Raw genomic sequence first — 14,501 nt, forward strand, 5'->3', positions numbered from 1 at the left:
TCAAGGCGTTCGTCCCTACGCCGGCCAGAGCGCCCTCAGCCTGCTCGCATACGGCTGTAGCCCCCGCGAGCCGGACGTAGCATCGATACTTGGAGGGGAGGAACCTTGACCGCACACGGCCTGATCGACACCACCGAGATGTACCTCCGCACCATCTTCGAGTTGGAGGAGGAGGGGATCACCCCTCTGCGCGCCCGCATCGCCGAGCGGCTGCAGCAGAGCGGTCCCACGGTCAGTCAGACGGTGGCCCGCATGGAGCGCGACGGTCTTGTCCGCGTCGAGGGCGACCGTCATCTGACCATGACCGATCTCGGGCGCACGCTGGCCATGCGGGTGATGCGCAAGCACCGCCTGGCCGAGTGCCTGCTCACCCAGGTCATCGGCCTTCCCTGGGAAGAGGTCCACGTCGAGGCCTGCCGCTGGGAGCACGTCATGTCCGAGTCGGTGGAGTCCCGCCTGGTCTCCCTGCTCGACAACCCGGTGGTCTGCCCGCACGGCAACCCCATCCCGGGCCTGGACGAACTGGGCGTGAAAGAGCCCGGCGCGTCCGTCGAGGAGGTGATCTCCGCCATGGTCGACCTCGCCGGCCCCAGGGGCATACCCGTAGTCGTGCGTCGAATTAGCGAACAAGTGCAAAGTGATCCTGCTGTGATGCTTAAACTCAAGCAAGTTGGGATACAACCCGGACGCGAGGTGACGCTCGCGGCGAGCGACGACGGTGTACGGGTGACAGGTGACGATGATGCGCTCAACACGCCCGCGGAGTTCCCGCGTGATGTCGCCGCGCACGTCTTCGTCTCCCGGCGCTGACCGATCAGAGCGTGATCGGTTGCATCCCAACGGGGGGTCTCCCTTTCCCTTGTCCCTCAGCCCCGCCTTCCCCAAGCCTCCGGGGGGCCGTCGCCTGACCGCCGAGGCTGTTGCAGGAGCGCACGTGGTCGCCTTTCCCCATGCCCCTCTCCGAGGGGCGGCCGCCCAATGAAGCGATGGGGGGACCTCTCGCAGGACGCGGCCGATCATCTGACGCCCGAGTCGGTCCTCGACCACGCCGAGATGGCCGTGGTCGTCACCGACCGCTTCAGCAACGTGCTCTATTGGAACCCGTTCGCCGAGCGGCTGTTCGGCAGCCCCGACCGGCCCGTGGGCGGCGACCAGAACGTCCTGTCCTTAGGCATCATGGAGAAGGACCACCCCCTGGCCGTCGAGCTGGCCAAGCACGTCCTCAAGGGCGGCGTCTGGGAGGGCACCTTCGACGTGGTGCGCGGCGACGGCACCGTCATCTACGTCCGCGCACAGGCCGTCCCCCTGCGGCACCCCTCCGGCTCGGTCACCGGCATCGTCATCACCGCCCGAGAGGCGATGCGCAGCAACGAGCGTGAGAAAGACCGCTTCGGCCTCCTCGAACGCATCGGCGAACGCCTCGCGGGCTCCCTGTACGTCGAAGAGACGCTCAACCGCGTCGCCGAGATGCTGGTGCCCCAGTTCGCCGACCACTGCTTCATCGAGCTGTCCGAGGGCGACCGGCTGGTCCGCAAGGTCTCGACCCACGTCAAGGGCTGGACTCCCCCCGCGGGCACCTGGCGGCCCGTCGGCTCCGAGATCCGCTACCCCGCCGGCCACTACGCCGAGATCGCGCTGCGCCGGCAGGAGACCATCATCGTCGAGGACTTCGCGACGATGAGTTACCCCTCGCCCAGCGAAGAGGCCAGCAGGCTCTGCGGCGAGATCGGCATGACCTCGGCCATCGTGGCGCCGCTGTGCGCGCGCGGCGAGACGCTCGGCCTGATGTACCTCGGCATGTCCAACCTCACCGACCGGCGCTCGCCGCACTACGACGCCTTCGACCGCGACTTCGTCGGCGCCATCGCCACCCGGGTCGCCATAGCCGTCGACAACGCGCTGCTGTTCGAAGAAGAGCGGCACACCGCCGAGTCCTTCCAGAAGTACCTGCTGCCGCGCGAGCTTCCGCAGCTCGACGGCCTTGAGATCGCGGTCCGCTACTACCCCGCCGCCCCGCTCGCCTCGCACGGCCAGGGCATCCAGACCCAGGTGGGCGGCGACTGGTACGACGTGATCCCGCTGTCGGCGGGCCGGGTCGGCATCGTGATCGGCGACGTCGAGGGCCGCGGAGCCAAGGCCGCGGCGGTCATGGGGCAGCTGCGGGCCGCGCTGCGCGCCTTCGCCCAGGACGACAAGTCCCCGGCCGACATCCTGGCCCGGCTCAACGAGTGGACGCGCATCATCGCCGCGCCCGAGCGCGACGACTACGGCACAGACGTCAGCACCCCGCCGATCGTCACCTGCCAATATCTGGTGTACGACGCCTGGTCGCGCCAGCTCTCGTTCGCCAACGCCGGCCACTCCCCGCCCCTGCTGATCGTCGACGGCCTGGTCACCGAGCTGGACATCGTGGAGGTCGGCCAGCCGCTCGGCGTCAACGCCAAGGGCATGCACGCCGACCTGGTGTACAAGGAGGAGACCCGGGTGCTGCCGCCCGGCGCCGCCCTCCTGCTCTACACCGACGGCCTGGTCGACCGCCGCCCGGCGCGTGAGTCGGGCGAGGCGCCGCTGGGCGACGAAGAGACCCTGCGCATCCTCAGCGAGGAGGTCGCCAAGGCCTCCACCGAGTCGGTCGAGCGCATCGCCGACGTCGCCACGGTCGCCGTCCCCGGCGAGATCGACGACGACATGGCCATCCTGGTCATCCGTTCCGCGGGCAAAGAGCTCAAGTTCGAAGAACGCACCTTCCCCGCACAGCCGATCATGGTGGGCGAGGCGCGGCGCATGGCGTCGGAGGCGTTCGCCAACTGGGGCGTCCCCGAAGAGCGCATCGAGCTCGCCTGCCTGCTCGTCTCCGAGGTCGTCACCAACGTGGTGCTGCACGCCGCGAGCGCCAGCGTCCCCCGCAGAGAGCTCGTCCTCGACGGTCCGCCGCTGCCGTTCGACGAGTCATGGGACGTCCCCGGCCTGGACAACGAGGTCGCCAACGAGAAGGAGTTCACCCTCCGGCTGCGCCGGGGCGAGGAGTCCATCTGGGTCGAGGTCTTCGACCAAGATCTGCGCCTGCCCCGCATCCGCAGCGCCGGCGAGAACGACGAGGGCGGCCGCGGCCTGTACCTCGTCGACCAGCTCGCCCGCCGCTGGGGCTCCCGCCCCACCAAGGAGGGCAAGGCCGTCTGGTTCGAAATCCCCACCCGGGGCCGCTGACAGGACGGCCGGCGTCCTCTGCGCGGACCGCCTTCCAGCGGCACGCCGAGCCCGGCACCGGTCCCGTCGCCTGTCACCGGTCGATCCGAGGCCTGCGGCCTGTATCCGGGCGAGCCGCGGGCGGGGTCAGCGGGCCAGCTGGAAGTGCCAGACGACCGTGACCGGTGTGTCGGCCAGTGCCGCGTTCGCGGCCTCCGGGCACCAGTACAGGATCTCCCGCGAGCCGTGTGGTGGCAGAGCGTCCGGCCGGGGAGCGCCGGGGGCCAGTGGCAGGGGTGGGCGGCGGGGCTCCTCGCAGTGGCGGACCTCGAAGCCCAGCGGCAGCGCCGCCGCCAGGTACTCGCTCAGGGGCCGATAGTGGTCGGCGATGAGTGCCGGGCGGCCGTCCGGGCCGGTGCGTGGTGTCCTCGCCTGCAGGTAGGCGGACACCGGGTGCGGATCCGAGATGACCAGGTGGCCGCCGGGCCGGAGCACGCGGGCGAACTCGGCCAGCACCGGCCCGAGGTCGGGCACGTGCACCAGGGCCAGCGCGCACACGACGGTGTCCACGGCGCTGCCGGGCAGCGGCAGGCGGTGCAGGTCGGCTTCGAAGAGAGGCGCGTGGGGCAGGCGCTTCCTGGCCTGAGCGAGCATCTCGGGGGAGCCGTCGACGCCGATGACCCGGTGGCCGAGCTCTGCCAGGTAGGCGGTGTGCCGGCCGGTGCCGCACGCCGCGTCCAGCGCGACGCCGGTGGGGAGGCCGTCGAGGATGCGGCGGACGACGGGCTGCTCGGCGTCGATCGTCTGGTTGCCGCCGGCGTCGTAGTGCGCCGCCCACGAGCGGTACACCTCGCCCGGCCCGATCGCGCCGGGCTCCGCCGTCACTCCATCGGCCTCCGCGAGCGCGGGATCGTCCAGCAGCGCGCGGACCTCGGCGATGCGGGCTTGGACGAACTCGCGGTCCGACCCGCCCTCCCGGAAGCCGCGCAGCAGGGCGACGCCTTCCAGGCCCAGCAGGTATCCCAGCCGGCTCAGGTAGATCATTGAACGACGGTAACCGGGCGATAAGGCGGTTATCGTCGTTTCGCGCTTATGGTGCGATCTGGTGCGCGGTCCTCCGCGCCCTCGCGCGCACGGCGACCGCGCCCGACACGCTCACCGCGACCGGACGCGACATAATCACCGCGACCGGACGCGACACGCGCACGGTGACCGCACGCGGTCCGCGTGGGGAGGTCACCCCGCCCAGGCTCCGCTGAGGAAGAGGGCGGTGTGGAGCAGCATGAGCGGGCCGAGGATCAGAGCGTAGAGCGCCATCACCCATGCCCTCCTGGTGGCGACCTTGGCCACCAGCACCCACAGCGGGAAGCAGAGCAGCAGCGAGCGCGGGACCGACAGGTAGTACGCCGACGTCAGCAGGGCCGCGGCCTGCGCCCCCGTGTAGACGGCCTCGCTCCACCTGCGCAGCACGAGCAGCCAGACCAGCACGCAGACGGTCACCACCGCCCCGGCGATCTCCATCCTGAACGCCACCGAGAAGTCGCCGGCGCCCATGGCCTCGCGCCAGGACGTCTCCCACGCCTCCCACGGCCAGGCGAAGTCGCGCCCCCAGCCGGCCTCCTGCGCGTGCTTCCAGGCAAGCCAGTCGCCCGACCTGCCGTACTGGTAGGCCGAGTACGCCACCAGCGGAGCCACCGGCAGCGCCAGCCACCCCGCCCGCCGCGGTGACTCCCCGCGCGCGAAGAACTCCACGATGAGCGCGAGCGCGAGGAACGCCCCCGTGATGCGCACGCAGGAGGCTCCGGCGGCCAGCATGGCGGCCTGTGGCCAGCGGCCCCGCTTGGCGGCGAGCCAGGCCGGGATCGCGAAGGCGAGGAAGAGCGACTCGGTGTAGCCCGCCGCCAGGAACACCGCCGTCGGGAAGAGCAGCAGCGCCAGTACCGCCATCCATCCATGGGCGCCCTCCGCTTCGGCCAGCCGGGCCAGCGCCATCATGGCCACCGCCCCGGCGACCAGGGAGATCAGCAGCCCGGCCGCCGTCCAGTCGGGGACGACGAGGTGGACCAGGCGCAGCAGGAGCGGCAGCCCGGGGAAGAAGGCGGGCAGTCCGGGGTCGTGGGGCTTGCCGGGATCGCCGTCGTAGCCGTGCTCGGCGATCGTGGCGAGCAATACGACATCCCACTCGCGCCACTTGTCCACATAGTCGGCGAGCGCCACCCCGAGCAGCGTGGACACCAGGATCCCCGCGCGTGAACCGCACCAGAGCAGCAGCGCGTCCCGCAGGGGGGAGCGAGTGATCGTCGAAGCAGGGGAGCCGGCGGGAACCCGGTCACGGGCGCCCTCGACGACGTCTTCTCCGCCGCCGTCATCAGGTCGGCGGCCGAAGCCCCGTCGAGCGCGTCCGGCGACTCGGCGGACCGCGCCTCGTTCCTCGGTGCCGGTCTGTCCACCCTGCGCCGGGTGAACGCCGACGCCACCGGCCCGCACACCGTCCAGATGTGGTCCGCCGGGCACAGCCCGGGCCTCGGCGTACGCGTTCCCTGCCAAGCGTCTCCCCGCGATTCGCTTGTCGTTCATCTGCTCATGCCTGTCCGTCGGCGACTTTCTTTCCCGGCAGGTCGCTGGTGACAGCTTTTGCCGCGGCGGACATTAGTGATGACGATAGTCGGCGCTCCGCGTACAAATTCACGTCCGCCATGTGATCAATGCCACATGCCGCAGGGAGCGGCGGATCCAGTGAAAATACACTTTCCATCAAGAGGGGCCTGCCAGGGACTATGCCTGATCCCTCCGATGTGGCGGCGGATTACAGGGCGGCATGCTCCGGCAGGGTGGAAATTCACTGGCAGGGTCGGCGGCTCTATGTTCGCCATTGCCGGCACGCAGGGGAATTCGCCGCCGAGAAGCCATTCTTCGCCGCGCTATGCATTGGAAAAAGCGCGCCCCGCAGGTCTTGTGGAGATTCACTGAACGCCTATGGCGCGTCCATGCCGTCCATGCCGTCCATGCCGTCCGGCACGGCTGGGCACGCGCCGGCTCGGCCGGGTGCTCAGGCGGTCGCGCTCAGGCGGCGCGGCGCCGGGAGAGATAGGTGGCGGCGCGGGAGGCGACGATCGTGAGCAGCCAGAAGTACTTCCCCCAGGACGGGCTGGCGAAGCTCACCGGGATCGACAGCAGGAACACCGCGGCCGCCGCGCCCGCGCCCACCAGCAGCCTCCGCATCGCGTGCGGGGGCGCCTGCGGGCGCAGCAGGTGCGCGCGCACCGCGTGGAGTGCCATGAACACCATCATCAGCGCGATCCCGCTGATGACGATGGCGTACAGCACCGGTCCCAGCGGGAAGTGCCCGTCCTGGCTGTTCACGCGGGTGGCGAACGGCACCACCACGATGAGGAACAGCCAGCCGAGGTTGTAGCGCCGCAGCGCGGCGTCCACCGCGTGGATGTGGCGGAAGTACTGGTGGTGGGCCGTCCAGAACGCGGCGATGACCCCGAAGCTGATCACGAAGTTGAGGTACTCCTCGGGGAGCAGCTCCAGGAACGAATGCCAGGCCTCGGCGGCCGTCCGCCCGTGCGGCACGGGCAGCTCCAGCGCCAGGAGCGTCATCGCGATGGCGATCACCGCGTCGGAGAAGAAGATCACTCGATCGCGGACGTGCCGCCGGTCCTCTTCGTCGGCGAAGTGGGGGCTCCGCTGGATTTCCGTCCCGTTCAGATCCGACACGGGTTGCAGTGTGCCATGGACGCGACACTCGCGGGAGTGGGAGGCAAGAGTGCCGCCGGGGGCGGGGTCTTCGCGGCTAGAGTGGCGTCCGGGCCCTTCCCACGGCGGTGGTGCGCGACGGGGCGACGCCGCCGGGCGAGGTCCGACGCGGGCGGGCCGATCCCGAGGGGGTGGCGATGAACAACGGCGGGCTGATCCTGCTGGTCTTCCTGGCGTTCCTTTTCGCCTGGGGGCTGAACCGCTTCCGTAAGATGCTGAGGCTCGGCCCGGTGGCCTACGCCGGGGTGATGATCACTTTCGTCATCGTGATCCTCGCGCTCTACACCCAGACCCAGGGCTGATCCGCGCCCTCCGCCTCTGGCCGCCGCTCCCGCTCAGGGGTTGAAGCGGTAGCCCATGCCGGGCTCGGTGATGAGGTGGACCGGGCGGGCGGGGTCGCGTTCGAGCTTCTTGCGCAGCTGGGCCATGTACTGGCGCAGGTAGTGGGTCTCCTTGGCGTACGCGGCGCCCCAGACCTGGTTGAGCATCTGTCGCTGGCTGACCAGCCTGCCGGGGTTGCGCAGCAGCAGCTCCAGCATGTGCCACTCGGTTGGCGTGAGCCGCACGCCGCCGGAGACGGTCTTGGTGGTCAGGTCGACGGTGTGGTCGCCGACGCTGATCTGCGCGGCCTCGGCCTCGTGCAGGGCCGAGCGGCGGGTGACGGCCCGGATGCGGGCGAACAGCTCTTCGATGTCGAACGGCTTGGTGACGTAGTCGTCGGCGCCCGCGTCCAGCGCGTCGATCTTGTCCTGGTTGCCTGATCTGCCGGACAGCACGACGATCGGCACGCGGGTCCAGCCGCGCAGGCCCTGGATGACCTCGACGCCGTCGATGTCGGGCAGCCCGAGATCGAGCAGGACCAGGTCGGGATGGAAATGGGCGGCCTCGCGCAGCGCGGTCCCGCCGTCGGCCGCCACGGCGACCTCGTAGTGCCGGGCGACCAGGTTGATGCGCATGGCGCGCAGCAGCTGCGGCTCGTCGTCGACGATGAGGACGCGGGTCACCCGTCCTCCCCGGCACGGGCGACGGCTCCCGGCGCGGGGCGGACGGGCGCGGAGGGGACAGGCGCGGGGCGGACGGGCACGGAGGGGACGGGGGCGGGGCGGATGGGCGCGGAGGCGGTCATGGCGAGCGCTCCGCGCCGTCGGGCGGGGCGTCACCGGCCCGCGAGACGGGCAGCGAGATGATCATGGTGAGTCCTCCACCGGGTGTCTCCTCGGGGATCAGGCTGCCGCTCATGGCTTCTGCGAGCCCCCGGGCGAGAGCGAGGCCCAGCCCGACGCCGGAGTGGCCGTCGCGGTCGCCCAGGCGCTGGAACGGCAGGAAGACCCGCTCGTGGGCCTGGCGCGGAATGCCCGGACCGCGGTCGATCACCCGGATCTCCACCCGGTCACCGTACCGGCTCGCGGTGACCAGGACCTTCTCGCCGGACGGGCTGTAGCGGACCGCGTTCGACAGCAGGTTGGCCAGGATGCGCTCCAGCAGAGCCGGATCGGCCATGATCTCGGGCAGGTCGACCGGAGTCTCGTCCTCGACGCGCCCGCCGTACGGCCTCACGTCGTCGATGGCGCGCGGCATGACGTCCTCCAGCGCCACGGGCTGCAGGGTGAGCCCGAGCGCGCCGGCCTGCAGCCGGCTCATGTCGAGCAGGTTCACCACCAGCCGGTCCAGCGTGCCCAGCGACTCGCCGGCGGTGGCCAGCAACTCGGCCCGGTCGCGCGCGGACCAGTCGATGGCGGTGTTGCGCAGGCTGTCCACGGCCGCCTTCGCGGAGGCCAGCGGCGTGCGCAGGTCGTGGCTGACCGCGGCGAGCAGGGCGGTGCGCATCTTGTCGGCCTCGGCCAGCGGCTTCGCGGCTTCGGCCTCACGGAGCAGACGCTCCTGGCGCAGGGCGACGGCCGCCTCGGCGGCGAACGCCTCCAGCAGCCGGCGGTCGGAGGCGTCCAGCAGGTGCCCGCGGGCCGCGAGCATCAGCCGGTCGTCGATCAGCACGTCGGTGTCGGAGTCGTCCGGGCTCGTGCAGGGCGGCCCGCCGGACACGGCGACGATCCGCCACGACTGCGGGGCGGAGAGCCGGTCGGGGCCGGGCGGCCCGGTCCGCTCCAGCAGCGTCACCGACGTCAGGGCGAAGGTCTCGCGCAGCCGGCCCAGCAGCGACGGCAGAGCGGCGTCCCCGCGCAGCACGTGCCCGGCCAGGGTGGACAGCACCTCCGCCTCGGCCCCGGCGCGGGCGGCCTCCCGGGTGCGCCGCGCCGCGAGGTCGACGACCGTGCTGACCGTGGCGGCGACCAGCACGAAGACGATCAGCGCGAGGAGGTTCTCCGGCCTGGCGACGCCCAGCGTGTGCAGCGGCGGGGTGAAGTACCAGTTGAGCAGCGCGAACCCGCCGACCGCCGCGGTCAGCGCCGGCCACCGGCCGCCGGCCAGGGCGACGCCGACGACCATCAGCAGGAACAGGAGGATCTCGCTGGACAGGGCGAGGCCGCCGCGCAGCGGGACGAGGGCGGCGGTCAGCGCCGGGAGGCCCGCCACCGCCAGCGCCCACCCGGCCCGCCGCCGGCTGCGGGTGAGCGCGGCGCCGGAGCGCGGCACCCCCTGCCGTCCCTTGCTGACCTCCTCGTGGGTGATCATGTGAACGTCGATGGACCCCGACCGCGCGGTCGTGGTGACCCCGACGCCCGGAGAGAAGAGCTGGGCGAACCGCCCGCGCCGGGAGGCGCCGAGCACGAGCTGGGTGGCGTTGACGCCCCGCGCGAAGTCCAGCAGGGCACGAGGGACGTCGTCTCCGACGACCTGGTGGTAGGTGCCGCCCATGCTCTCCACCAGCGAGCGCTGGCGGACCAGGTGGGCCGGGTCGGCGCCGGTGAGGCCGTCGGAGCGGGTGACGTGGACGGCGAGCAGATCGGCGCCCTGGGCGCGGGCCGCGATGCGCGCGGCCCGCCGCACGAGGGTGTCGCCTTCGGCGCCGCCGGTCAGCGCGACGACGACCCGCTCGCGGGTCTCCCAGGTGCCGGCGATGCCGTGGTCGGCCCGGTAGCGTTCGAGCTGCTCGTCGACCTTGCCCGCGACCCACAGCAGGGCCAGCTCGCGCAGCGCGGTCAGGTTGCCCTCGCGGAAGTAGTTGGACAGCGCCGCGTCGATCTTCTCGGCCGGGTAGACGTTGCCGTGGGCCAGCCGGCGCCGCAGCGCCTCCGGCGACATGTCGACCAGTTCGACCTGGTCGGCCCGCCGCACCACCTCGTCGGGGATGGTCTCGCGCTGCGGAACGCCCGCGATCTGCTCCACGACGTCGTTGAGGGACTCCAGGTGCTGGATGTTGACCGTCGAGATGACGTCGATGCCGGCGTCCAGGATCTCCTCGACGTCCTGCCAGCGCTTGGCGTTCTTCGAGCCCGGCACGTTGGTGTGCGCCAGCTCGTCGATCAGGACGATCTTCGGCTTGCGGGCCATGACGGCGTCGGCGTCCAGCTCGGTGAAGGTGGCGCCCCGGTAGGTGAGGGTCCTGCGGGGGAGCACTTCCAGCCCGTCGATCAGCTCGGCCGTACGGGCGCGGCCGTGCGTCTCCACCAGGCCGACCACCACGTCACGGTCGCGCGCCATGGCCCGCCGGCCCTGGCAGAGCATCGCGTAGGTCTTGCCGACACCGGGAGCGGCGCCGAGGTACACGCGCAGCCGCCCGCGTGCCCTGCGGGGCTCGTGCGCCGTGTCCCCCTCCCGTGCCGTGCTCACGCCCACCTTTCGTCACCCGCCGTCCGCGAGCCCCCGCCCGCCGTCCCCACACCTGCGGTCCGTGAGCACCCGCCGTCCACGCACCTGCCGTCCGCGAGCACCGCGATCGTCGGGGCCGCGAAGACCGCGCCGGCCGCTCGGCTCAGAAGCCGAAGGAGCGGCCGATGATCTCCTTCATGATCTCGGTCGTGCCGCCGTAGATGGTCTGCACGCGGCTGTCCAGCCATGCCTTGGCCACCGGATACTCCAGCATGTACCCATACCCGCCGTGAAGCTGGAGGCAACGGTCGATGACCTTGTGCTGCAGCTCGGTCGTCCACCATTTGGCCTTGGCGGCGTCCACGACCGTGAGCTGCTCGGCGTTCAGCGCGCGGATGCACTTGTCCACGTAGTGCCGGGCGATCTCCACCTCGGTCGACAGCTCGGCGATGACGAAACGGGTGTTCTGGAACTTGCCGATGTTGCGGCCGAACGCCTGACGGTTCTTGCAGTACTCGATGGTGGTCTCCAGCACCGACTCCGCCGCCGCCACGGCCGCCACCGCGATCGACAGGCGCTCCTGCGGGAGGTTCATCATCAGCTGGATGAAGCCCTGACCCTCCTCGTCGCCCAGACGGTTGGCCACCGGGACGCGGACGTTCTCGAAGAAGAGCTCGGCGGTGTCCTGGGCGTGCATGCCGATCTTCTCCAGGTTGCGTCCCCGGGAGAAGCCCTCCATGCCGCGCTCGACCACCATCAACGTGGTGCCGCGCGCCCCCGCCGCCGGGTCGGTCTTGGTGACGACGACGACCAGGTCGGAGTTGACGCCGTTCGTGATGAACGTCTTCTGGCCGTTGACGACGTAGTGGTCGCCGTCGCGGACGGCCGTCGTCTTGATGCCCTGCAGGTCGCTGCCGGCGCCGGGCTCGGTCATGCCGATGGCGGTGATCAGCTCGCCGGAGGCGAAGCCGGGGAGCCAGCGCTGCTTCTGCTCGTCGTTGGTGAGGTTCACCAGGTACGGCGCCATGATGTCGTTGTGCAGGCCGAACCCGATGCCGGTCGCACCGAACCTCATGATCTCTTCGACGATGACCGCGTTGAAGCGGAAGTCGGTGATCCCAGAGCCGCCGTACTCCTCGGGGACCGAGAAGCCGAACATGCCGAGCTCGCCGGCCTTCTTCCACACCTCGCGCGGGACGATGCCGTCCTTCTCCCACTGCTCGTGGTGGGGGACGACCTCGCGCGTCATGAACTCGCGCACGGTCTCGCGGAAGAGCAGGTGCTCCTCCTCGAAGAGGTCTCGCTGCATTCGCTTCCTCCTTGGGGTTACCGCACCAGAATACGATTCTGGTCGCCGCCGCATCCTGGGGCCCCGGCCTGTGGGCGAGGTCTCTTAACGTCACAAATCAGCCACGTTCAGCAGTCTCGCTCCGGCATAAGCCCGCTATAAGCATCCAGAGTCATACGATCTACCTCCGGCTGCCATAAGCCGTAGCGTGATCGGGAGGCGATCGTGAACGGGTGGGGTCCCAAGCTCGGCAGATCACTGGCGGCGGCGGCCCTCGGGACCTGTGCCACCACGGTCCTACTGCCGTCCGCGCCGAGTTCCGCGGACACCACCGATTACCGGTTCCAATACTTCTGTAGCGAGGGGGCCCTGCTTGCCAACCCTCGGCCGCAGAAAATCGAGGTGCAGGTTTCGATTCCCACCTCTGTGCGGGTTGGGGAGCGCATCCCCCTGGAATGGAAGGTCCTGACCGAATCGCCGCTTTTCTCGTCTGCCAAGTTCCCCGCAGGCGGTCGGCTGACGGTTACCGGGAAGGTCAACGTGACGGGTCTCTGGCAGGGAGACCTGGACTCGACGGGCAGCAAGGACGTGGGGGAACTGGCGCCGGGGGCCAGACTGGAACTGCCGGCCGGACTTTCCGGCTCGGTCGCCACCTCCAAAGAGGGCAAGCTGTCGATCACGCCCGGCGATCTGGTGTTCGACTTCACCCCGCCTGCGGAGAACGTCGTCGTCAACGACACGACGAACCTGAAACAGCCGACCAATGCCATTCAGGGGCCGACCACGTATGCCGGCACCGGCTGGGTGTACTCCGGTAAGGACGTTCGTGCGGGATGGGGAGATCTCGACGAAGACGTGCACGCCACAACCGCGGTCGGCGACACGGCAACGGTCGATTTCGTGGGCACGGGAATCGAGTTCCGATCCGAGCGATCTGAGGACACGGGCAACCTTGAGATCCATGTTGACCCTGCGTCGGGTGGCGCCCCGATCAAGGTGAACGCTCATGAGGCAGGTGTTCCGCGGACGCAACCTCTGGCGCAGGAGCTCTTGTGGTCGAAGCTCGATCTGGAATATGGCGCTCACCGGGTCACATTCAGGAAGTCCGCCGATGAGGGTGGGCAACGCTACATGGTCATGGACCGCCTGAATCTGATCACTCGTGCCTTGCCGGCTCCTCCGAAGTACTTCAGGACCACGTGTGAGTACCAGGGAACAGCCTTGCCGACCGTCGTTCAGGTGCTACCAGCGGCCTCCGGCGGGTCGAACGGTGGCAACGGGGGCAACGGGGGCAACGGGGGCGGGCAGGTCACGGATGGGGATGATTCGGCTCGGGGGGTGATCGTGCTTTCGGGGGGTGGTTATGGGCACGGGGCGCCTACCGAGACGGCCAGCCCGACCCCCAAGGCGTCCAAGACCCCGAAGGCCAGGACGACTCCCCAGGTGCGAGTGACGCCCAAGGGCGGAGCGCACACCGGTGAGGCTCCGCAGAACGACGTCGATGCCGGTGGCGCGCTCATCGGGTACGGCGTGCTGACGTTGGGAGCCGTCGCAGGCGGGTTCGCGCTGAGGCGCCGGAGAAGCCTCGGCCGGGGACGCGCGGGTTGAGCGGGGCGTCTCCGCCTGAGCCGGCGTTCGAGGACGAGAAGGCTCGGGGTGGACGTGGACGCTGGAAGGGCGCGCTGCTGCCCGTCCTGGTGACCGCCGGTTCGCTGGCGGGCGTCGCGGCCGTGATGGCCGGACTGCTCGCGTACCTCTCGCCCACGCAGGACACGACCTCCGGGACCGGCGCCGAACCGACACCGATGATCGCCCAGATGGCGCCCGCCGACTCCGCCGGGGGCACTTCCGCTCCCGGCACGGACCCCGCGAACGCGGGCGGCGCCGCGACGGCGGCCGAGGCCGGAGCGGCGGCGAGTACGGCGGAGGCAGGGGCATCGGGGGCGGGTGCGTCGGGGGTGGGCACGGCGACGGTCGGTCCCGGGGGCGTCAACGCGCCGCTGGTGGAGGCCGCGCCGGCCGCCTCGCCTCCGGCGCCGGTGGCCGTGTCCGTGAAGCCGCTCCGCAAGTCCGTGCCGACCCGTGTCCGCATCCCCGGCATCGGCGTGGACGCGGCGCTGACGTCCGTCGGGGTGGCGAAGAACGGCGAGATCGAGGTTCCGCCGCTCAGCCGCCCGAAGCTGGCCGGCTGGTACCGGCTCGGACCGGCCCCCGGCGAGATGGGGCCGGCGGTGATCCTCGGCCACGTGAACACCCGCAGCGGACCGGCGGTGTTCAGCCGTCTGCGCGAGCTGAGGCGCGGCGACGCGATCACGGTGGTCCGCGCGGACGGTTCGGCCGCCCGGTTCACGGTCGACGGGGCCGAGCAGGCGAGCAAGAACCGGTTCCCGACCAAGCGCGTCTACGGGCACGTCGACCGTCCCAGCCTGCGCCTGATCACCTGCGGCGGCGTCTTCAACTCCCGAACGCGCAGTTACACCGACAACATCATCGTCTACGCCACCCTCTCCGGCTCAGGCTCCCGATAGGGCTCCGGTCATGAATCCGAGCGGCCGCG

General features: G+C 70.6%; 11 protein-coding genes. 5 read left to right on the top strand and 6 right to left on the bottom strand.

Translation table 11 applies throughout. The features are described 5' to 3' along the window. Positions 1–105 precede the first annotated feature (105 nt). Both ACFO60_RS05945 and ACFO60_RS05950 read left to right on the top strand, forming a co-directional pair. Complete coding sequence (locus tag ACFO60_RS05945; protein ID WP_380837975.1) at positions 106–810, top strand: metal-dependent transcriptional regulator; 705 nt, start codon at positions 106–108, stop codon at positions 808–810. A 168-nt stretch (positions 811–978) separates the two neighbouring features. Next, positions 979–3,207: an ATP-binding SpoIIE family protein phosphatase gene (locus ACFO60_RS05950; protein WP_380837978.1), complete on the top strand. Its 2,229-nt coding sequence runs from the start codon at positions 979–981 to the stop codon at positions 3,205–3,207. A 126-nt stretch (positions 3,208–3,333) separates the two neighbouring features. On the opposite strand, the gene ACFO60_RS05955 is transcribed toward ACFO60_RS05950, so the two are convergent. From ACFO60_RS05955 to ACFO60_RS05965, 3 genes are all read right to left on the bottom strand, one after another. After that, a complete protein-coding gene (locus tag ACFO60_RS05955) occupies positions 3,334–4,230 on the bottom strand; it encodes a class I SAM-dependent methyltransferase (RefSeq protein ID WP_380837981.1) in 897 nt (298 codons plus the stop codon). Between the two features lie 192 nt (positions 4,231–4,422). Then, positions 4,423–5,733, bottom strand: coding sequence for a mannosyltransferase family protein (locus ACFO60_RS05960; RefSeq protein ID WP_380837984.1), 1,311 nt, complete (start codon positions 5,731–5,733; stop codon positions 4,423–4,425). A 516-nt stretch (positions 5,734–6,249) separates the two neighbouring features. Continuing rightward, positions 6,250–6,909, bottom strand: a complete 660-nt coding sequence (locus ACFO60_RS05965; RefSeq protein ID WP_380837987.1) for a TMEM175 family protein — start codon at positions 6,907–6,909, stop codon at positions 6,250–6,252. A gap of 110 nt (positions 6,910–7,019) precedes the next feature. On the opposite strand from ACFO60_RS05965, the gene ACFO60_RS05970 reads away from it, so the two are divergent. Further along, the gene (locus ACFO60_RS05970) at positions 7,020–7,250 is read left to right on the top strand and encodes a hypothetical protein (RefSeq protein WP_380837990.1); all 231 of its coding nucleotides are present in this window, start codon (positions 7,020–7,022) and stop codon (positions 7,248–7,250) included. A gap of 33 nt (positions 7,251–7,283) precedes the next feature. Here the strand turns inward: ACFO60_RS05970 and ACFO60_RS05975 are convergent, their stop codons facing one another. The 3 genes from ACFO60_RS05975 to ACFO60_RS05985 form a co-directional block, all read right to left on the bottom strand. Next, complete coding sequence (locus ACFO60_RS05975; RefSeq protein ID WP_380837993.1) at positions 7,284–7,952, bottom strand: response regulator; 669 nt, start codon at positions 7,950–7,952, stop codon at positions 7,284–7,286. A gap of 118 nt (positions 7,953–8,070) precedes the next feature. After that, positions 8,071–10,677 (bottom strand): sensor histidine kinase, encoded by a 2,607-nt coding sequence (locus ACFO60_RS05980; RefSeq protein WP_380837995.1) that lies wholly within the window; start codon positions 10,675–10,677, stop codon positions 8,071–8,073. Positions 10,678–10,819: 142 nt separating this feature from the next. Then, positions 10,820–11,965, bottom strand: a complete 1,146-nt coding sequence (locus ACFO60_RS05985) for an acyl-CoA dehydrogenase family protein (protein ID WP_380837997.1) — start codon at positions 11,963–11,965, stop codon at positions 10,820–10,822. Between the two features lie 381 nt (positions 11,966–12,346). On the opposite strand from ACFO60_RS05985, the gene ACFO60_RS05990 reads away from it, so the two are divergent. Together ACFO60_RS05990 and ACFO60_RS05995 are read left to right on the top strand one after the other, a co-directional pair. Then, positions 12,347–13,552, top strand: a complete 1,206-nt coding sequence (locus ACFO60_RS05990; RefSeq protein WP_380837999.1) for a hypothetical protein — start codon at positions 12,347–12,349, stop codon at positions 13,550–13,552. Further along, positions 13,549–14,472, top strand: coding sequence for a class F sortase (locus ACFO60_RS05995; RefSeq protein WP_380838001.1), 924 nt, complete (start codon positions 13,549–13,551; stop codon positions 14,470–14,472). The genes ACFO60_RS05990 and ACFO60_RS05995 overlap by 4 nt, the downstream gene beginning before the upstream one ends. Positions 14,473–14,501: the final 29 nt, after the last annotated feature.

The organism is Sphaerisporangium dianthi (assembly GCF_042654065.1).
GTDB lineage: Bacteria > Actinomycetota > Actinomycetes > Streptosporangiales > Streptosporangiaceae > Sphaerisporangium > Sphaerisporangium dianthi.

Excerpts from the sequence above, each read along its gene's own strand:
- ACFO60_RS05950 (WP_380837978.1), top strand. The coding sequence starts at position 979 with ATGAAGCGATGGGGGGACCTCTCGCAGGACGCGGCCGATCATCTGACG.
- ACFO60_RS05985 (WP_380837997.1), bottom strand. The coding sequence starts at position 11,965 with ATGCAGCGAGACCTCTTCGAGGAGGAGCACCTGCTCTTCCGCGAGACC.
- ACFO60_RS05955 (WP_380837981.1), bottom strand. The coding sequence starts at position 4,230 with ATGATCTACCTGAGCCGGCTGGGATACCTGCTGGGCCTGGAAGGCGTC.